Origin of the sequence: Streptomyces roseifaciens (assembly GCF_001445655.1) — a bacterium.
Taxonomy (GTDB): domain Bacteria; phylum Actinomycetota; class Actinomycetes; order Streptomycetales; family Streptomycetaceae; genus Streptomyces; species Streptomyces aureoversilis.
The window spans coordinates 365837-383781 of record NZ_LNBE01000003.1 but is presented as its reverse complement, the minus strand read 5'-3'; the positions used below and the strand labels follow the sequence as shown (position 1 = coordinate 383781).

Annotated in this window: 19 protein-coding genes; 14 read left to right on the top strand and 5 right to left on the bottom strand. The window is 74.2% G+C overall.

The window, feature by feature from the left end; genetic code table 11:
• Window positions 1-50 precede the first annotated feature (50 nt).
• On the top strand, window positions 51-533 hold the full coding sequence (locus AS857_RS07690; RefSeq protein WP_058042388.1) for a DUF456 domain-containing protein: 483 nt from the start codon (window positions 51-53) through the stop codon (window positions 531-533).
• Window positions 534-604: 71 nt separating this feature from the next.
• On the opposite strand, the gene AS857_RS07685 is transcribed toward AS857_RS07690, so the two are convergent.
• The 4 genes from AS857_RS07685 to AS857_RS07670 form a co-directional block, all read right to left on the bottom strand.
• Window positions 605-1120 carry a methylated-DNA--[protein]-cysteine S-methyltransferase gene (locus AS857_RS07685; RefSeq protein ID WP_058042387.1) on the bottom strand — a complete coding sequence of 172 codons (516 nt, stop codon included), beginning with the start codon at window positions 1118-1120 and terminating at the stop codon, window positions 605-607.
• 2 nt (window positions 1121-1122) lie between these two features.
• Window positions 1123-2595, bottom strand: coding sequence for a DNA-3-methyladenine glycosylase 2 family protein (locus AS857_RS07680; RefSeq protein WP_058042386.1), 1473 nt, complete (start codon window positions 2593-2595; stop codon window positions 1123-1125).
• A gap of 185 nt (window positions 2596-2780) precedes the next feature.
• A complete protein-coding gene (rsgA, locus tag AS857_RS07675) occupies window positions 2781-3872 on the bottom strand; it encodes a ribosome small subunit-dependent GTPase A (protein ID WP_058042385.1) in 1092 nt (363 codons plus the stop codon).
• 199 nt (window positions 3873-4071) lie between these two features.
• Window positions 4072-5256, bottom strand: a complete 1185-nt coding sequence (locus AS857_RS07670) for a YihY/virulence factor BrkB family protein (RefSeq protein ID WP_079110162.1) — start codon at window positions 5254-5256, stop codon at window positions 4072-4074.
• 231 nt (window positions 5257-5487) lie between these two features.
• On the opposite strand from AS857_RS07670, the gene AS857_RS07665 reads away from it, so the two are divergent.
• From AS857_RS07665 to AS857_RS07610, 13 genes are all read left to right on the top strand, one after another.
• Window positions 5488-6738, top strand: a complete 1251-nt coding sequence (locus AS857_RS07665; protein ID WP_058042383.1) for a helix-turn-helix domain-containing protein — start codon at window positions 5488-5490, stop codon at window positions 6736-6738.
• Between the two features lie 491 nt (window positions 6739-7229).
• Entirely contained in the window at window positions 7230-7805 is a 576-nt protein-coding gene (locus AS857_RS07660; RefSeq protein ID WP_058043979.1) for a GNAT family N-acetyltransferase, read from the top strand.
• 128 nt (window positions 7806-7933) lie between these two features.
• Entirely contained in the window at window positions 7934-8017 is an 84-nt protein-coding gene (locus AS857_RS42320; protein ID WP_353620284.1) for a putative leader peptide, read from the top strand.
• Window positions 8018-8226: 209 nt separating this feature from the next.
• Window positions 8227-9924 carry a nitrite/sulfite reductase gene (locus AS857_RS07655; protein ID WP_058042382.1) on the top strand — a complete coding sequence of 566 codons (1698 nt, stop codon included), beginning with the start codon at window positions 8227-8229 and terminating at the stop codon, window positions 9922-9924.
• On the top strand, window positions 9921-10112 hold the full coding sequence (locus AS857_RS07650) for a hypothetical protein (protein WP_058042381.1): 192 nt from the start codon (window positions 9921-9923) through the stop codon (window positions 10110-10112). The genes AS857_RS07655 and AS857_RS07650 overlap by 4 nt, the downstream gene beginning before the upstream one ends.
• Window positions 10109-10798 (top strand): phosphoadenylyl-sulfate reductase, encoded by a 690-nt coding sequence (locus AS857_RS07645; RefSeq protein WP_058042380.1) that lies wholly within the window; start codon window positions 10109-10111, stop codon window positions 10796-10798. Before AS857_RS07650 ends, AS857_RS07645 begins: the two co-directional genes overlap by 4 nt.
• Window positions 10795-11352, top strand: coding sequence for an adenylyl-sulfate kinase (gene cysC, locus AS857_RS07640; RefSeq protein WP_079110161.1), 558 nt, complete (start codon window positions 10795-10797; stop codon window positions 11350-11352). Before AS857_RS07645 ends, cysC begins: the two co-directional genes overlap by 4 nt.
• Window positions 11349-12263, top strand: a complete 915-nt coding sequence (gene cysD / locus AS857_RS07635; protein ID WP_058042378.1) for a sulfate adenylyltransferase subunit CysD — start codon at window positions 11349-11351, stop codon at window positions 12261-12263. The genes cysC and cysD overlap by 4 nt, the downstream gene beginning before the upstream one ends.
• Window positions 12264-12265: 2 nt before the next feature.
• A complete protein-coding gene (locus tag AS857_RS07630; RefSeq protein WP_058042377.1) occupies window positions 12266-13594 on the top strand; it encodes a sulfate adenylyltransferase subunit 1 in 1329 nt (442 codons plus the stop codon).
• Window positions 13595-13768: 174 nt separating this feature from the next.
• Window positions 13769-14896: an aliphatic sulfonate ABC transporter substrate-binding protein gene (locus AS857_RS07625; RefSeq protein ID WP_058042376.1), complete on the top strand. Its 1128-nt coding sequence runs from the start codon at window positions 13769-13771 to the stop codon at window positions 14894-14896.
• Window positions 14897-14940: 44 nt separating this feature from the next.
• Window positions 14941-15744 carry an ABC transporter ATP-binding protein gene (locus AS857_RS07620; protein ID WP_058042375.1) on the top strand — a complete coding sequence of 268 codons (804 nt, stop codon included), beginning with the start codon at window positions 14941-14943 and terminating at the stop codon, window positions 15742-15744.
• Window positions 15731-16633, top strand: coding sequence for an ABC transporter permease (locus tag AS857_RS07615; RefSeq protein WP_058042374.1), 903 nt, complete (start codon window positions 15731-15733; stop codon window positions 16631-16633). The genes AS857_RS07620 and AS857_RS07615 overlap by 14 nt, the downstream gene beginning before the upstream one ends.
• Window positions 16630-17406, top strand: a complete 777-nt coding sequence (locus AS857_RS07610; protein ID WP_058042373.1) for a sirohydrochlorin chelatase — start codon at window positions 16630-16632, stop codon at window positions 17404-17406. The genes AS857_RS07615 and AS857_RS07610 overlap by 4 nt, the downstream gene beginning before the upstream one ends.
• Here the strand turns inward: AS857_RS07610 and AS857_RS07605 are convergent.
• Window positions 17337-17840, bottom strand: coding sequence for a MarR family winged helix-turn-helix transcriptional regulator (locus tag AS857_RS07605; RefSeq protein WP_058042372.1), 504 nt, complete (start codon window positions 17838-17840; stop codon window positions 17337-17339). The two genes, AS857_RS07610 and AS857_RS07605, sit on opposite strands and share 70 nt — an antisense overlap.
• Between the last annotated feature and the right edge of the window lie 105 nt (window positions 17841-17945).

The following is a 17945-nucleotide window of genomic DNA, read 5'->3' as shown; positions in this document are numbered from 1 at the left end:
GCCGCAATCGTCCGGGAGCGCCGCCGCCCGGCTTCCGGCAACCTTGGTGCATGGGGACGTGGCAGCTGGTCCTGGTCGGCCTCGTGATGTTGCTCGGCCTGCTCGGCGTCGTCACCCCCGGAGTGCCGGGGCCGCCGATCGTGTGGGCCGGCGTGCTGTGGTGGTCGATGACCGACCGGACCGCCCTCGCCTGGGCCGTGCTGGCGGGGGCGACGGGCGTGCTGCTGCTGGAGCGGGCCGTCGGCTGGCTGCTGCCGCCCCGCCGCCTCCGGGGCGCGGGCATCACGCGCCGCGCCTTCCTCGTGGCGGGGGTCTCCGGCATCGCCGGCTTCTTCGTGATCCCGGTGCTGGGCGCGGTCCCGGGGTTCGTCGCCGGGCTCTACGGCGTGGAGCGGAGGCGCCTGGGCGGGCACGGCGCGGCGTGGGCGTCCACCCGGAACGTGATGCGGGCGCTGGGCACGAGCGTCCTCGTGGAGCTGTTCGCGTGCCTGCTCGTGGTGGGGATGTGGATCGGCGCGGTCACCGCCGGATGAGCCGGGACCGAGGCGGGGCCGGGGGCCCCGGGCGCGACCCGGGCCGGGCTCCGGCCCACCGAGTCACCGGCTCACCGGCCGGCCGCGCCTCCGGTGCCTTCGAGGGCGAGCAGGGCGCGCTTGCGGTCCAGGCCGCCCGCGTAGCCGGTGAGCGAGCCGTCCGCGCCGATCACCCGGTGGCAGGGGCGCAGCACGAGCAGCGGGTTGGCGCCGACGGCCCCGCCGACCGCGCGGACCGCGGCGCGGGAGGCGCCGATGCGGGCGGCGAGCTCGCCGTAGGTGGTGGTGGCGCCGTAGGGGATGGCGTCCAGGGCGTCCCAGACGCGGCGGCGGAACTCCGTGCCCTCCGCGGCGAATTCGAGGCGGAAGTCCCGGGAGTCGCCCGCGAAGTAGGCGGTGAGCTGCCGCTCGGCCTCGGCGAAGGCGGCGGTGTCGCGCTGCCAGTCCGGTGCCACGGCGGGCGCGTTCTTCTGGCCGGGCACGGACAGGGAGGCGATGGCCGTCCCGCCGGGGGCGCCGGCGGAGGGCCGGCCGGTGACGAGGAGCGGGCCGAGGGGGCTGGTGATCTCGCTGTAGAGGGTGGTCATGGTCAGGAGTCCTTGCGGGTCGGGGCGGCCGTGGCCGCGAGGTGCCAGAGGTGGTGGAGGGCGTAGCTGCGCCAGGGGCGCCACGCGTCGGCGGCGGTGGGGTCCGCGCCGAGCGCGGCGAGGCCGTGGCGGACGCCGGCGTCGTCGCCGAGGAGGACGTCGGGGTCGCCGAGGGCCCGCATCCGGATGTAGCCGGCGGTCCAGGGGCCGATGCCGGGGAGGCCGAGGAGGGCCCGGGCCGCTTCCTCGCGGTCCGCGCCGGGGTCGAGGCGGACGGTGCCATCGGCGAGGGCCGTGGCCGTCGCGCGCAGGGCGCGCTTGCGGGCGTCGGGCATGCCGAGCTCGTCGAGTGCGGCGTCGGCGAGGGTGGCGGGCTCGGGGAAGAGGTGCGTGAGGCCTCCGTCGGGGGCTGGCAGCGGCTTGCCGTAGGCGGCGACGAGGTGCTCGCCGAGGCGTGCCGCGGCGGCCACGGTCACCTGCTGCCCGAGCACGGCACGCACGGCCAGTTCGTCGCCGTCGGCCGCACCGGGCGAGCGCAGGCCGGGCCGGGCCTCGACGAGCGGGCGCAGCAGGGGGTCGGCGCCGAGCCGCTCGGCAACGGCGTAGGGGTCGGCGTCGAGGTCGAACAGGCGGCGTACGCGCTGGACGGCGGTGGCCAGGTCGCGGGGGTCGGTGAGGTGGAGCCGGCAGTCGAGCCAGGCTCCGTGCCGGCCGTCCCCGGGGCGGGGTTCGTGGACCTCGGCGACGCCGGTGCCGTACGGCAGCCGCAGGGTGCGGCGGTAGAGGCGGGCGCCCTCGGTGCCGAGGACCTCCTCGACGCCGGGGACGGCGCGCCGCTGCAGGAAGCCGAAGATCTCGGGGGCGGCGTACGGGCCGCGGTGGGCCAGCCGCAGCGGGATGCCTGCGCCGGCGGGCCGGCGGCTCCTGCATCCGCGCAGGCCGCTGGGGGTGGCGGCGTAGATCTCGCGGATGGTGTCGTTGAACTGGCGCACGCTCGCGAAACCCGCGGCGAAGGCGATGCCGGTGACCGGCATGTCGGTGGTCTGCAGCAGGACGCGTGCGGTGTGGGCGCGCTGGGCGCGGGCGAGGGCGATGGGGCCGGCGCCGAGCTCCTGGGTGAGCTGGCGGTGCACCTGCCGGGCGCTGTAGCCCAGGCTGGAGGCGAGGCCCGCGACGCCGTCGCGGTCGACGACGCCGTCGCCGATCAGTCGCATGGCGCGGCCGACGAGGTCGGCGCGGACGTTCCACTCGGCGGAGCCGGGGGCGGTGTCGGGGCGGCAGCGGCGGCAGGCGCGGAATCCGGCGCCCTGCGCGGCGGCGGCCGAGGGGTAGAAGCAGGCGTTCCGGCGCTTGGGGGTCACGGCGGGGCAGCTGGGACGGCAGTAGATGCCCGTGGTCTTCACGGCGAGGAAGAACTCGCCGTCGAAGCGGGCGTCCCTGCTGTGTACCGCCTGGTAGCGGGCCTCGTCGTCCATGCGTCCAGTCTGCGGCACGGGGGCGCGTGCGACTGGCGGAAATCGGACGGGGCCTTCGGGCCCCCGGTGCGCGCTGTACGGGCTCCGAAGGCCGGGGCAGGTCCGGCACCGCCGACGGCTGCCCGTCCCGGCGGCGCCGGACCCACCTGCCCCGGGCCGTACAGCGCCCGGTGAGGGACCCGCGCCTACAGGCCCCGCTTGCGGGCGTACGCCTCGCGGCCCTCCGCCGACTTCTGCTTCCAGTCGCGGCGGATCTCCGCCCGCAGCCGGGCGTCGGTGCGGGAGGCGATCCACGCGTTCTCGCGCTGCAGCTTCCGGTAGCTGTCGAGGCGCCGCTGCCCCAGCTCCCCCGAGCCGACCGCCGCGAGGACGGCGCAGCCGGGCTCGGCGGCGTGGCCGCAGTCGTGGAACCGGCAGCGGGCGGCCAGCTCCTCGATCTCGGCGAACGTCTGCGAGAGGCCGTTCTCCGCGTCCCACAGGCCGACGCCGCGCAGCCCCGGGGTGTCGATCAGGACGCCGCCGCAGGGCAGCTTGAGCATGTTGCGCGTGGTGGTGGTGTGACGGCCCTTGCCGTCCCGGTCGCGGGCGGCGTTGACGCCCTGGACCTCCTCGCCGACGAGGGCGTTGGCGAGGGTGGACTTGCCCGCGCCGGACTGGCCGAGCAGCACGGACGTGCCCCCGGCCAGGGAGGCGGCGAGGACGTCGACGCCCTCGCCGGTCTCCGCGCTGACGGCGAGGACCTGGGCGCCCGGCGCCACGGTCGCCGTGTCGGCGAGGAGGTGGCCGAGGACGACGGGGTCGGGCACGAGGTCGGCCTTGGTGAGGACGACCACCGGCTCGGCGCCGCTCTCCCAGGCCAGGGCCAGGAACCGCTCGACGCGGCCCAGGTCCAGCTCCACGGCCAGCGAGACCGCGATGACGGCGTGGTCGACGTTGGCGGCGAGGACCTGGCCCTCGGAGCGCTTGGAGGACGTGGAGCGCACGAACGCGCTGCGGCGGGGCAGCAGGGCGAGCACCATTGCGCGGTCGGTGTCGACGGCGGCCCAGTCGCCGGTGCACATGATGTTCAGCGGGTCGCCGGTGGTGACGAGCGCGGTGTCGGCCTGCACGGTGTGCACGCCGGTGCCGTCCGGCGCGGGCACGACGACGTCGCAGCGGCCCCGGTCGACGCGGACGATGCGGCCGGGGACGGCGCCCCCGGCGGCGTGTGCGGTGAAGCTGTCAGCGAACCCTTCGTCCCAGCCGTAGGGGGCGAGAGGGTGTGAGAGCTCGGTCAAGACGGTGTTCCTTAAGGGAGGGGGAAGTGACGGACTTCTGCTGGGTGCGGGCCGTGACAGTCATCGGTCCTCGCCTCCTCTCCTGGGAACACGCGTCCTTCGCGCTGGGGTGAGCTTAAGTGGGGTGCACGGGCGGACGCGAAAGGTTTTTCCCGTCGCGCCCCTGCTCGTCGCGTTGCCTCTTCCTTCGTCGCCTTCGCTAGTCGCGCCGCTTCGCGTGCCGCGCGTGCTTCGGCTGGTGGCCCTCCTTCTGGAGGCGGGAGCGGACGTCGTCAGGGGGCAGGAACTGCGCCCACCGCTCCGGGAACTCCGAAGGCGGCTCGCGGTCCTGGCCGATCACGCCCTCGTCCGGGCCGTAGTCGTCGAGGTCCTCCTCCAGGCTCGCCTCCAGCGCGCGGGCCGCCCGCTCGGCCGCCTCCTGCGCCGCGGCCGCGGCCCGCAGCCGGTCGACGTCGGCGCGCGCGGCGGCGGTGGCCACCGACGGCCACACCCGGTCGAGCGCGGCGTTGACGGCCGCGCCGACGAGCACGGCGAAGGCCGAGACGCCGATCCACAGCAGCACGGCGACGGGCGCGGCGAGGGAGCCGTAGATGGTCAGGCCCTCCACCGTGTGGGTGAGGTAGATCCGCAGCAGGAAGCTGCCGAACACCCACATCGTCAGGGCGACGAGCGCGCCGGGGATGTCCTCCTGCCAGGGCGAACGGACCGGCACGGACACGTGGTAGAGCGTGGTGAGGAAGGCGATGCACAGCAGGATGACGACGGGCCAGTACAGGAAGCGCACGACGTCGGCGCTCCAGGGCACGACGTCCACCACCGCCTCGGGCCCGGCGACCATCAGCGGCAGCGCCACCGCCCCGATGAGGAGGGCGACGATGTAGAGGAGGAAGGCGAGCAGGCGGGTCCGGACGATGCCGCGCTTGCCCTCCAGCCCGTACATGATCGTGATGGTGTCGACGAAGACGTTGACGGCGCGCGAACCGGACCACAACGCGATGGCGAAGCCGACGGAGATGACGTCGGGGCGGCCCTTGGTGACGTCCCGCAGCAGGGGCCGGGCGATCTCGTTGACGCCCTTGTCGCTGAGGACCGTCGCGGACGCCTTGAGGATGTTCTCCTGGATGGAGCCGATGGTGTTGGTGCCGGTCCAGTCGTCCAGGTAGCCCAGCAGGCCGAGGAGGCCCAGCAGCAGCGGCGGCAGCGACAGCAGGGTGAAGAACGCGGCCTCCGCCGCGAGCCCGGTGACGCGGTATTCGATGCAGGAGTTGACCGTGTCCTTCAGAAGAAGCCACGCCATCCTGCGTTTCGAGACATTTCGGTACAGGACGCGAGCCCTGTGCAGCCGGCCGGCCCGACGCCCCGGTGATTCGTTTGCTGCCTGCACGCTCTAACCGTATCCGCCCTGGCAGCATCGGCTCGCACGCCCGCCGAACAGACGGGCGACGCGGGGCGGGACGAGCGTCCGGTGGAGGGTGATGCTGCGCCGACTCGGCACCACCCTCCGGCCGCTCTCCCACACCATCCGCCCGCGGCGCGCCCCCGCGCAACGGTTGCATGGAGTTGCAATCCTGCGGATGCCCCGCCGGACGGGCCCGCGGGACGGCACCATGGCAGCGTGAACCGCGGAACCACCGACGAACGCCTGCTGCCGGCCGTCCGGGAGGCCTGCCTGGGTGACGCACGGCCTCCCGTGCCCCCGCGCCCGGTCATCGGGCAGTCCTGGCACCGCGTCCGGCTGCGGGGCGTCGATCCGGAGAAGGGCGGTTCGTCCCCGCCGCTGCCGGCCGACGAGGTCGAGCAGCGGCGGCATCGCTCGCCGCTCGCGGCGCTGCTCGGCCAGCTGCACGAGGGGCTGGGCACGGTGGTCGACATCGAGCGGCACCTGATGGCCGTCACGGACGCCGAGGGCCGGGTGCTGTGGCGGCAGGGCAACCCCGGCGTGCTGCGCAGCGCCGACCGGCTCGGCTTCGACGTGGGGGCGTCGTGGGCCGAGGAGCTCGTGGGCACCAACGGCATCGGCACCTCGCTCGTCGAGCGGCGGCCGGTTCAGGTGCGCTCGGCCGAGCACTTCGTCCGCACCCACCACGCGTGGACGTGCGCGGCGGCCCCGCTGCACGATCCGCGCGACGGGCGGCTGCTGGGCGTGCTGAACGTCAGCGGGCCGGCGCCGGTGTTCAACCCCGCCACGCTGCCGCTGGTCACGGCGGTCGCGAAGCTGGGCGAGGGGGAGCTGCGGGCCCGGCACTGGGAGTCGGTGGAGCGGCTGCGGGCGGTCGCGGCCCCCATGCTGGCCCGGGTGAGCGGGCGGGCGCTGGTGGTGGACCGCGACGGCTGGGCGGCGGCGGTGACCGGCATGGGGCCGGTCGGCCGGGTCGCCCTGCCCAAGTCCGTGCAGGCGGGGCGGGCCTGGCTGCCCTCGCTCGGGCTGTGCTCGCTCGCGCCGCTGCCGGACGGGTGGCTGGTGCAGGTGGAGGAGGCCGCGCGCCCCGAGCTCGTGCCCAACCGCGTCGTGCTCGACGTGCGCGGCCCGCGCCGCTGGACGGTCACGGTCGCGGGCGCCGCCGGCGAGTGGTCGCAGGAGCTCAGCCCCCGCCACGCCGAGCTGCTGTACGTGCTGGCGCGGCACCCCGGGGGCCGCTCCGCCGCGGAGCTCGCGGCGGACCTGTTCGGCGACGCCTCCCGGACGGTCACGGTCCGCGCGGAGATGTCCCGCATGCGCCGCACCCTGGGAGGCGTCCTCGGTCACCGCCCGTACCGCTTCGCGGACGGCGTCGACGTCCACCTGCTGGCCCCGCCGCAGGCCGAAGACCTACTGCCGTCGTCAACGGCCCCGGTCGTCCTGGCAGACCGCGACCGGGCCCGGTGACCGGGCCGACACCCACCCTCGACCTGAGGCGCGCCCGGCACCGCCGGACTCCACCACGGTGGCTGAGCGCCGCCGCGGCGGAAGCAAGAGCCCGCGGCCGAATCGAAGCCGCGGCAGCACCCGGGCACGCGGCGCGAACTCGCTCCGCCGCGACGGCGATCAACCCCCACAAGGTCCCCGGCGGCGCCGAACCGACCCCGAGGGCCCACCCGGCACCGCCGAGACCCGCCGCGACGGCTGAGCGCCGCCGCGGCGGAAGCAGGAGCCTCGCCGGAATCGAAAGCCGCACCACCCCACCCCCGCCGCGACGGCGATCAACCCCCACAAGGATCCCGGCGGCGCCGAACCGACCCCGAGGGCCCGCTCGGCACCGCCGCACCCCGCCGCGGCGGGAGCAAAGGCACCCGGCGCGCAGGGCCGGGAGTCGCGCGGGCCCTGCGGGCCCCACGTGTAGCGTGTGGCCCGGCCCGTGGTTCGCTGGGCGTATGAGCATCCGTACGACCACCGTGACCACCTGGTCCCTGGAACAGACCTCGCCGGCCGACCTCGTGCCCGTCCAGGTGCCGGACGCCGCGTCCGGCATCCGGATCGTCCGCTCCGAGGTGCCCTCGCCCGAGTTCAGCCGGTTCCTCTACACGGCCGTCGGCGGCGACGTGACCTGGCTCGACCGGCTGCCCTGGAGCCACGAGCAGTGGCGCGCACACCTGGAGCGGCCCGGCGTGGAGACCTGGGTGGCCTACGAGCACGGGACGCCGGCGGGCTACATCGAGCTGGAGCCGCAGCCCGGCGGCACGGTCGAGATCGTCTACTTCGGGCTGATCGCGGCGTTCCGCGGCCGCCGCATCGGCGGTCACCTGCTGTCGTACGGCACCGCGCGGGCCTGGGACCTGGCCGACCGCTGGGAGGGCCTGGAGCCGACCAGGCGGGTCTGGCTGCACACCTGCAGCCTCGACGGCGAGCACGCGGTGGCCAACTACGAGAAGCGCGGCTTCCGTTTGTTCGCGACCAAGACCGAGGAGCAGCCGGAGGCCGCACCGCCCGGCCCCTGGCCGGGCGCCCACGCCTGAGCACAGGCACCGCACCCGTCACGGGCGGCACAGGCCGCCGAGCGATCCCGTCCCGCATTGCGGGACGGGATCGTCCATATTGCGGACAATGGTGGACTGGCCGGATCCCGCCGTGCCACGCTTCCCCCATGTCCGGAGCTGGAATCGTCTTGGTGAGTCGGCGTCACGTCGACCTCGTCCGCGTGTCCAGCGCCATCTGTCCGGCGGGCTGACGTCTCAGCACCAGCACTGCCGTTTCCTGACTTTCGCCCGCTCCCCCGCCGTCCCCGATGCCGCGGACGAGCGTCCCCCTTGCGCACCCACGCAGCCCCGTGAGCACCCGTACCCGTACCGGCACTTGTACGCGCACCCGTACTCGTACTCGTACGCAGGCCGGGCGCACCCGTGGGCGTACCCGCAGGCCACCGAAGGACATACCGCCATGGCTGCCACCTCGCACACCCCCTCAGCCGCCACGTCCCGCCGCAAGGCCGGCCGCCACCGCGGCGAGGGCCAGTGGGCCGTGGGCCACTTCACCCCGCTCAACGGCAACGAGCAGTTCAAGAAGGACGACGACGGTCTCAATGTGCGGACACGCATTGAGACGATCTACTCGAAGGCCGGCTTCGACTCCATCGACCCCGCGGACCTGCGCGGACGGATGCGCTGGTGGGGGCTGTACACCCAGCGCAAGCCGGGGATCGACGGCGGCAAGACCGCGGTCCTGGAGCCGGAGGAGCTGGACGACGAGTACTTCATGATGCGCGTCCGCATCGACGGCGGCCGGCTCACCGTCGCCCAGCTGCGCGCCATCGGCGAGGTCTCGCAGACCTACGCCCGCGGCACGGCCGACATCACCGACCGGCAGAACATCCAGCTGCACTGGGTGCGCATCGAGGACGTGCCCGCCATCTGGGAGAGGCTGGAGGCCGTCGGGCTGTCGACGACGGAGGCGTGCGGCGACTGCCCGCGCGTGATCATCGGTTCGCCGGTCGCCGGGATCGCCGCGGACGAGATCCTCGACGGCACGCCGGCCATCGAGGAGATCGAGCGCCGCTACATCGGCAGCAAGGAATTCTCCAACCTGCCGCGGAAGTTCAAGTCGGCGGTCTCCGGCTCGCCGGTGCAGGACGTGGTCCACGAGATCAACGACATCGCGTTCGTCGGCGTCGTCCACCCCGAGCACGGGCCCGGCTTCGACGTCTGGGTGGGCGGCGGGCTGTCCACCAACCCCCGGCTCGGGGAGCGGCTCGGCGCCTGGGTGCCGCTGGAGGACGTGCCGGACGTGTGGGCCGGCGTCGTCGGCATCTTCCGCGACTACGGCTACCGGCGGCTGCGCACCCGCGCCCGGCTGAAGTTCCTGATGGCGGACTGGGGCCCGGAGCGCTTCCGCGACGTCCTGGAGAACGAGTACCTCAAGCGCAAGCTCGCCGACGGGCCGCCGCCCGCCGAGCCCAGCAACCGCTGGCGCGACCACGTGGGCGTGCACGAGCAGAAGGACGGCCGCTTCTACGTGGGCTTCGCCCCGCGCGTCGGCCGGGTGGACGGCAGCACCCTCACCAAGATCGCCGAACTGGCGGCGGCCCACGGCTCGGACCGGCTCAACACCACGGTCGAGCAGAAGATGGTCATCCTGGACGTGGCGCGCGAGCAGGTGGACTCCCTCGTCGCCGGGCTGGAGGCACTGGGCTTCCAGGTCGCGCCCTCCCCCTTCCGGCGCGGCACGATGGCCTGCACCGGCATCGAGTTCTGCAAGCTCGCCATCGTGGAGACCAAGGCGCGCGGCGCCTCCCTGATCGACGAACTCGAGCGCCGCATGCCGGACTTCGAGGAGCCGGTCACCATCAACATCAACGGCTGCCCCAACGCCTGCGCCCGCATCCAGACCGCCGACATCGGCCTCAAGGGCCAGCTCGTGCTGGACGAGGACGGCCGTCAGGTCGAGGGCTTCCAGGTGCACCTGGGCGGCGCGCTGGGCCTGCAGGCCGGCTTCGGCCGCAAGGTCCGCGGACTGAAGGTCACCTCCGCGGAACTGCCCGACTACATCGAGCGGGTGCTGACCCGCTTCGCCGAACAGCGCGAGGACGGCGAGCGGTTCGCCGCCTGGGTCGCGCGCGCCGGAGAGGCGGACCTGTCATGAGCGGACGCGCCGCCCCCTTCTACTGCCCCTACTGCGGCGACGAGGACCTGCGCCCCTCCGAGGAGGGGCACGGCGCCTGGGAATGCGCCGCATGCAGCCGCGCGTTCCGCCTGTCGTTCCTCGGGCTGCTGGCCCCGCGCCACCGGGGCCCCGCGCCCGTACCCGGCGAAGGGGGCAGCACGTCATGACCGCCACCGATCTGCGGGCGCTCGCCGAACGGGCGGGCCGCGAGCTGGAGGAGGCCCCGGCGCCGGAGATACTGCGCTGGGCCGCCGGGACCTTCGGGGAGCGCTTCTGCGTCACCTCCTCCATGGAGGACGCGGTCGTCGCCCACCTCGCCTCGAGCGCCCTGCCCGGCGTCGACGTCGTCTTCCTCGACACCGGCTACCACTTCCCGGAGACCATCGGCACCCGCGACGCGGTCGCCGCCGTGCTGGACGTCAACGTCATCACGCTCACGCCCCGCGCGACCGTCGCCGAGCAGGACGCCGCCCACGGCCCCCGGCTGCACGACCGCGACCCCGACCTGTGCTGCGCGCTGCGCAAGGTCGAGCCGCTGGAGCGCGGGCTCGCCGCGTACGACGCCTGGGCGACCGGGCTGCGCCGCGACGAGTCCCCCACCCGCGCGGGCACCCCCGTCGTCAGCTGGGACGAGCGGCGGCGGAAGGTGAAGGTCTCCCCCATCGCCCGCTGGACCCAGGAGGATGTGGACGCGTACGTCGCCGAACACGGCGTGCTGACCAACCCGTTGCTGATGGACGGCTACGCCTCCGTCGGCTGCGCGCCCTGCACCCGCAGGGTCGCCGCGGGCGAGGACGCGCGCGCCGGCCGCTGGGCCGGGCTGGCCAAGACCGAATGCGGGCTGCACGGATGACACAGGAGCAGGAGCAAGCGATGAGCGGGGCCACCATCTGGCTCACCGGCCTGCCGAGCGCGGGCAAGACCACGATCGCCCGGGCGCTGGCCGGGCGGCTGCACGACGAGGGACACCGGGTGGAGGTGCTGGACGGCGACGAGATCCGCGAGTTCCTCTCGGCCGGGCTGGGCTTCTCCCGGGAGGACCGGGACACCAACGTGCGGCGGATCGGCTTCGTCGCACAGCTGCTCGCCGCGCACGGCGTGAAGGTGCTCGTCCCGGTGATCGCGCCGTACGCGGACTCCCGCGAGGCGGTGCGCAAGCACCACCAGGAGCGGGGCACCGGCTATCTGGAGGTGCACGTGGCCACGCCCGTCGAGGTGTGCTCGGTCCGGGACGTCAAGGGCCTGTACGCACGGCAGGCGGCGGGCGAGATCTCCGGGCTGACGGGCGTCGACGACCCCTACGAGGCGCCGGCCGACCCGGACCTGCGGATCGAGGCGCACGGGCAGAGCGTGGCGGAGTCGGCAGGGGCGCTGCACGCCCTGCTGGCGGGACGGGGGCTGGCATGAGCGCCGCCGGAAGCCCCTTCGCCCTGCCCCACCTGGAGGTGCTGGAGTCGGAGGCGGTGCACGTCTTCCGTGAGGTGGCGGGGGAGTTCGAGCGGCCGGTGCTGCTGTTCTCGGGCGGCAAGGACTCCATCGTCATGCTGCACCTGGCCTTGAAGGCCTTCGCGCCGGCGCCGCTGCCGTTCGCGCTGCTGCACGTCGACACCGGCCACAACTTCCCCGAGGTCCTCGCCTACCGCGACCGCACCGTCGCCGGGCACGGGCTGCGCCTGCACGTCGCCTCGGTCCAGGAGGCCATCGACACCGGACGGGTGCGTGAGCGCCCCGACGGCACCCGCAACCCCCTGCAGACCGTCCCCCTCCTCGACGCCATCACCCGCCACCGCTTCGACGCCGTCTTCGGCGGCGGCCGCCGCGACGAGGAGAAGGCCCGCGCCAAGGAACGCGTGTTCTCCCTGCGCGACGAGTTCGGCGGCTGGGACCCCCGCCGCCAGCGCCCCGAACTGTGGCAGCTCTACAACGGCCGCCACGCCCCCGGCGAGCACGTCCGCGTCTTCCCCCTGTCCAACTTCACCGAACTCGACGTGTGGCAGTACATCGCCCGCGAGAAGATAGAGCTGCCCGCGATCTACTTCGCCCACCGGCGCGAGGTCTTCGCCCGGGGCGGCATGTGGCTCGCCCCCGGCGCCTGGGGCGGCCCCCGCGACGGCGAGGACACCCAGATACGCACCGTGCGCTACCGCACCGTCGGCGACATGTCCTGCACCGGAGCCGTCGACTCCCACGCCGCCACCATCGAGGAGGTCATCACCGAGATCACCGCCTCCCGCCTCACCGAACGCGGCGCCACCAGAGCCGACGACAGACTCTCCGAAGCCGCCATGGAGGACCGCAAACGCGAGGGGTACTTCTAGCCATGAGCACTGTGACCGACACGACCACGGCCGCGACCTCGCTGCTGCGCTTCGCCACCGCCGGATCCGTCGACGACGGCAAGTCCACGCTGGTCGGCCGCCTCCTGCACGACTCCAAGTCCGTCCTGGCCGACCAGCTGGAGGCCGTCGAGCACGCCTCCCGCAGCCGCGGCGCCGGCGCCCCGGACCTGGCGCTGCTGACGGACGGCCTGCGCGCCGAGCGCGAGCAGGGCATCACCATCGACGTCGCCTACCGCTACTTCGCCACTCCCCGGCGGCGCTTCATCCTCGCCGACACCCCCGGCCACGTGCAGTACACGCGCAACATGGTCACCGGGGCGTCCACCGCCCAGGCCGCCGTCGTCCTCGTCGACGCCCGCAACGGCGTCGTCGAGCAGACCCGCCGCCACGCCGCCGTCGCGGCACTCCTGCGCGTCCCGCACGTCGTCCTCGCCGTCAACAAGATGGACCTCGCCGGCTACGCGGAGCCCGTCTTCGCAGCCATCGCCGAGGAGTTCACCGCCTACGCGAGCGGGCTGGGCGTCCCCGAGGTCACGGCCATCCCCGTCTCCGCGCTCGCCGGGGACAACGTGGTGGCGCCCTCCGCGCACATGGACTGGTACGGCGGCCCCACCGTCCTGGAGTACCTGGAGACGGTGCCCGTCGTCACCGACCCCACCGCCGACCCCGCGCGCTTCCCCGTCCAGTACACGATCAGGCCGCAGACGGCCGAGCACCCCGACTACCGCGGCTACGCGGGGCAGATCGCCTCCGGGGTGCTGCGCGTCGGCGAGCCCGTCACCGTCCTGCCGTCGGGGCGCACGAGCACGATCGCCGCCATCGACGCGCTCGGCCAGAGCGTCGACGTGGCCTGGGCGCCGCAGTCGGTGACCGTGCGCCTCGCCGACGACCTCGACGTCTCCCGCGGCGACCTCATCGCCCCCACCGCCGGCGCGCCGCAGGTCACCCGGGACGTCGAGGCCACCGTCTGCCACCTCGCCGACCAGCCGCTCCTCCCCGGCGCCCGCGTCCTGCTCAAGCACACCACCCGCACCGTCCGGGCCCTCGTCAAGGACATCCCCTCCCGCCTGACCCTCGACGACCTCTCCCAGCACCCCGCGCCGGGCCGCCTGGAGGCCAACGACATCGGGCGCGTCACGCTGCGCACCGCCGAGCCGCTCGCCCTCGACCCCTACGCCGGCTCCCGCCACACCGGCTCCTTCCTCCTCATCGACCCCGGCGACGGCACAACGCTGACCGCCGGCATGGCGGGCGAGGCGTTCGCGGCGGGGCCCGGGGAGCCGTCCGGCGACGAGGGATGGGACTTCTGAGATGACGGCAGCGATCGCGAACGGCTCGGCGGGCGGCATCGGCCGATGTGCGTGCTGACGCCCGTACCGACGGCGTCAGCACCCCGCCCCTTCCCGTACCAGTCACTTCCCTTACGCCCCGCCGAAGCGCCGGGCGTCCCCTAGCCGTACCCCGGCCCGTCGAGAGGACCCCCCGTGCCCGCCGCCGCCCGCTCCGCCCGCCGCCGCGCACTCGCCGCCGTCGCCGCCCTGCCCCTGCTGATCGGCGCCCTCGGCGCCTGCGGCTACGGATCGGAGAAGGACTCCGGCACCACCGGGTCCGGCTCCACCGCGGGGAAGAACGCGGAGGGGAAGAAGCTGTCGGCGGACACCGTCCGGATCGGCTACTTCCCCAACATCACCCACGCCACGCCGCTGGTCGGCGAGCAGGAGGGGCTGCTCCAGAAGGAGCTGGGCGGCACGAAGCTCCGCTCGACGACGTTCAACGCGGGCCCGTCCGAGATCGAGGCGCTCAACGCGGGCTCGATCGACATCGGCTGGATCGGCCCGTCGCCCGCGATCAACGGCTACGTGAAGTCCAAGGGCAAGAGCCTGCGCATCGTCTCGGGCTCGGCGTCGGGCGGCGTGAAGCTGGTCGTCGACCCGAAGAAGATCTCCTCCCCGGACGACGTCAAGGGCAAGCGGATCGCCACCCCGCAGAAGGGCAACACCCAGGACGTGGCGTTCCTCCACTGGATCGCGGAGAAGGGCTGGAAGGTCGACCCGCAGAGCGGCAAGGGCGACGTCTCGGTCGTCCGCACGGACAACAAGGTGACTCCCGACGCCTTCAAGTCCGGCTCGGTGGACGGCGCGTGGGTGCCCGAGCCGACCGCCTCGAAGCTGGTCTCCGAGGGCGGCAAGGTGCTCCTGGACGAGTCCTCGCTGTGGCCGGACGGGAAGTTCGTCATCACCAATGTGATCGTGTCGCAGAAGTTCCTCGACGCGCACCCCGACGTGGTCGAGGCCGTGCTGCGCGGCTCGGTGAGGACGAACGCCTGGATCAAGGCGAACCCGGAGAAGGCCAAGGGCTCGGCGAACGCGGCGCTGAAGAAGCTCTCCGGCAAGGAGCTGCCGGCCGCGATCATCGACCCGGCCTGGAAGTCCATCGAGGTCCTCGACGACCCGCTGGCCGCGTCGCTGGAGGCGGAGGCCGATCACGCCGTCAAGGCCGGGCTGCTGGAGAAGCCGGACCTTTCGGGAATCTACGACCTGACCGTGCTCAACAAGGTTCTCAAGGCCGAGGGCAGGCCCGCGGTGACCGCCGCGAAGCTCGGCAAGCAGTAGCCGCCCGCCCGTCGTATCCCGCCCCATCCCCAGGAGGTGACCGGATGGCCCCGGCACTGACGACCGACAAGACCGGCGCGACCGCGCTCGCGGACCGCGAGTCCGCGGCGGTCAGGATCGAGCACGTCCACAAGTCCTTCGGCCGGCCCGGCGCGGCCCAGCCCGTGCTGGACGACATCTCCCTGGAGGTGCGCCCCGGCGAGTTCGTGTGCCTCCTGGGGGCCTCGGGCTGCGGCAAGTCCACGCTGCTGAACCTGGTGGCGGGCCTGGACCGGCCGACCGCCGGCACCATCGACGTGCCCGGCGGCCGCCCGGCGCTGATGTTCCAGGAGCACGCGCTGTTCCCCTGGCTCACCGCGGGCCGCAACATCGAGCTGGCGCTGCGGCTGCGCGGGGTGCCGCGCGCGGAGCGGCGGCCGGAGGCGGAGCGGCTCCTGGAGCTCGTACGGCTCTCCGGCGCGTACGGCAAGCGGGTGCACGAGCTGTCGGGCGGCATGCGGCAGCGCGTCGCCCTCGCCCGCGCCCTGGCGCAGGACAGCCAGGTCCTGCTGATGGACGAGCCGTTCGCGGCGCTGGACGCCATCACCCGGGACGTCCTGCACCACGAGCTGACCCGCATCTGGTCCGAGACGTCGCTGTCGGTGCTGTTCGTCACCCACAACGTCCGCGAGGCGGTGCGGCTCGCGGAGCGCGTCGTGCTGCTGTCCTCGCGGCCGGGGCGGGTGGCCCGGCAGTGGGCCGTGGACATACCCCAGCCCCGCCGCATCGAGGACGCGGCGGTGGCGGACCTGTCCGTCGAGATCACCGAAGAACTGCGTGGGGAGATCCGCCGCCATGGCCGGCACTGAGACGGGCGCCCGGAGCGCCTCCGGCAGCCCGCACGACCTCGCCGGCCTGGAGGCCGGGCTCGACGCCCTGGACGCGGTGGAGGTCCGGCGCGCCCCCTTCGCCCAGGTGCTGCTCCACAAGGTGCTGCCGCCCCTGACGGCCGTCGTCCTGGTCCTCGCGGTCTGGAAACTGCTGGTGGTCGCGGAGGTCACCGACGACTACAAGCTGCCCGACCCGTCCGCGGTGTGGCACAGCCTGCAGGAGCTGTGGCTGCGGGGCACGCTCCTGGACATCGTCTGGACGTCCGTCTCGCGCGGCCTGCTGGGCTTCGCCGCGGCGCTCGCCCTCGGCACGCCGCTCGGCCTGCTCGTCGCGCGCGTGAAGTTCGTCCGGGCCGCGCTCGGCCCCGTCCTGTCCGGGCTGCAGTCGCTGCCGTCTGTCGCCTGGGTGCCCGCGGCGGTGATCTGGCTGGGCATCACCGACGCGGCGATGTACGCGGTGATCCTGCTGGGCGCGGTGCCCTCCATCGCCAACGGCCTGGTGTCCGGCATCGACCAGGTGCCGCCGCTGTACCTGCGGGCGGGCCGCACCATGGGCGCCACGGGGCTGCGCGGCGCCCGGCACGTCCTGCTGCCCGCAGCGCTCCCCGGCTACATCGCGGGGCTCAAGCAGGGCTGGGCGTTCTCCTGGCGGTCCCTGATGGCCGCCGAGCTCATCGCCTCCTCCCCCGACCTCGGCCTGGGGCTCGGCCAGTACCTGGAGAACGCGCGCACCGACTCCGACATGCCGGGGGTGCTCCTCGGCATCCTCCTCATCCTCTTCGTCGGCATCGCCATCGACCTGGCCGTCTTCAGCCCGCTGGAGCGCCGGGTGCTGCGGACGCGCGGACTGGCCGCGGCGAACCGATGACTCCAGCGCCCCTGCTCCTCGTCGCCCACGGCAGCCGCGACCCGCGCCACGCGGCCACCGTCCTGGAGCTGCGTGCGCGGGTGGCCGCGGCGCGGCCCGGGCTCCGGGTCGAGGTGGGCTTCCTCGACTTCTGCGTGCCGAGCGTGCCTCGGGTGCTGGAGCGGCTGGCGGCGGAGGGGGTGCGCGACGTCGTCGCCGTGCCCCTGCTGCTGACCCGCGCCTTCCACGCCAAGGCCGACATCCCGGCCGTGCTGCGGGCGGCGACGGCGGGGCTGCCGGGCCTGAACGTGACGCGGGCTCAGGTGCTGGGGCCCGCTCCCCTGCTGACGGCCGCCCTGGAGCGGCGGCTGCGGCAAGCCGGTCTGCCGCTCGGCGACCGGCGCCCGACCGGGGTCGTCCTGGCCTCGGCGGGCTCCTCCGACCCGGAGGCGAACGCGGTGATCGCAGAAATCGCGCGGGAGTGGCGGCGTACCGGTTGGTGCGCCGTGCGGCCCGCGTTCGCCTCCGCCTCCCCGCCGCACGTGGCGGACGCCGTGCGGGCCCTGCGCGCCGAGGGGGCGCGCCGGGTGGCGGTCGCCCCGTACGTCCTCGCACCCGGCCGGCTGCCGGACCGCATCGCGCGGGGAGCCGTGGAGGGCGGCGCGGACGTCCTGGCGGACGTGCTGGGGGCGGCGCCGGAGGTGGTGGCGCTGGTGGTGCGCCGTTACGAGGAGGCAGCGGCGGGGGGCGTGCTCTCCCCGGCCCGGCCGGCCGCCCGCAGGCGTTCGGCCTGAGCGAGGCCGACCTCCGAGCCCTTGCGCAGGTAGTCGCCGATGACGGCGAGCTCCTCGTCCCGGTAGCCGTCGAGGACCGCCCGGAAGGCGCCGCCCGGCACGTCCCAGGCCGCGGCGATGCGGCTCTGCGCCGCCGGAGCCAGGGCCACCAGGGCGCGGCGGCGATCGCCGGGGTCGGCGCGGCGCTCCACGAGGCCGGCCTTCTCCAGCCGGTCCACGAGGCGGGTGGCCGAGCCGGGGGTGAGGCCCGCGAGCCGGGCGACCTCGCCGGTGCTCAGCGGCTCGCGCTCCATGGCGAGCAGGTTGAGGCACTGCAGGTCGGTGGGGTGGAGGCCGAGGTGGTCGGCCATGGCCTGGTTGAAGAGCGTCCAGGCGGCGTAGTGCCGGCGGCTCTCTTCCTTGATCCGATCCACCAGCTCCGCACGCTTCGGCACCGGCCCGCTCCGCCCTTCCGGAAAATGCTTGCGCGACGCAATGTCTGCGCACCACAATGATTGCGCGACGCAATGTGCGTCTCGCGGGCATCTTACGTATTCCTC

Excerpts from the sequence above, each read along its gene's own strand:
- AS857_RS42320 (WP_353620284.1), top strand. The coding sequence starts at position 7,934 with ATGTCCGGAGCTGGAATCGTCTTGGTGAGTCGGCGTCACGTCGACCTC.
- AS857_RS07615 (WP_058042374.1), top strand. The coding sequence starts at position 15,731 with ATGGCCGGCACTGAGACGGGCGCCCGGAGCGCCTCCGGCAGCCCGCAC.
- AS857_RS07650 (WP_058042381.1), top strand. The coding sequence starts at position 9,921 with ATGAGCGGACGCGCCGCCCCCTTCTACTGCCCCTACTGCGGCGACGAG.
- cysD (WP_058042378.1), top strand. The coding sequence starts at position 11,349 with ATGAGCGCCGCCGGAAGCCCCTTCGCCCTGCCCCACCTGGAGGTGCTG.
- AS857_RS07690 (WP_058042388.1), top strand. The coding sequence starts at position 51 with ATGGGGACGTGGCAGCTGGTCCTGGTCGGCCTCGTGATGTTGCTCGGC.
- AS857_RS07620 (WP_058042375.1), top strand. The coding sequence starts at position 14,941 with ATGGCCCCGGCACTGACGACCGACAAGACCGGCGCGACCGCGCTCGCG.
- cysC (WP_079110161.1), top strand. The coding sequence starts at position 10,795 with ATGACACAGGAGCAGGAGCAAGCGATGAGCGGGGCCACCATCTGGCTC.
- AS857_RS07685 (WP_058042387.1), bottom strand. The coding sequence starts at position 1,120 with ATGACCACCCTCTACAGCGAGATCACCAGCCCCCTCGGCCCGCTCCTC.
- AS857_RS07630 (WP_058042377.1), top strand. The coding sequence starts at position 12,266 with ATGAGCACTGTGACCGACACGACCACGGCCGCGACCTCGCTGCTGCGC.
- AS857_RS07680 (WP_058042386.1), bottom strand. The coding sequence starts at position 2,595 with ATGGACGACGAGGCCCGCTACCAGGCGGTACACAGCAGGGACGCCCGC.
- AS857_RS07645 (WP_058042380.1), top strand. The coding sequence starts at position 10,109 with ATGACCGCCACCGATCTGCGGGCGCTCGCCGAACGGGCGGGCCGCGAG.
- AS857_RS07655 (WP_058042382.1), top strand. The coding sequence starts at position 8,227 with ATGGCTGCCACCTCGCACACCCCCTCAGCCGCCACGTCCCGCCGCAAG.
- AS857_RS07610 (WP_058042373.1), top strand. The coding sequence starts at position 16,630 with ATGACTCCAGCGCCCCTGCTCCTCGTCGCCCACGGCAGCCGCGACCCG.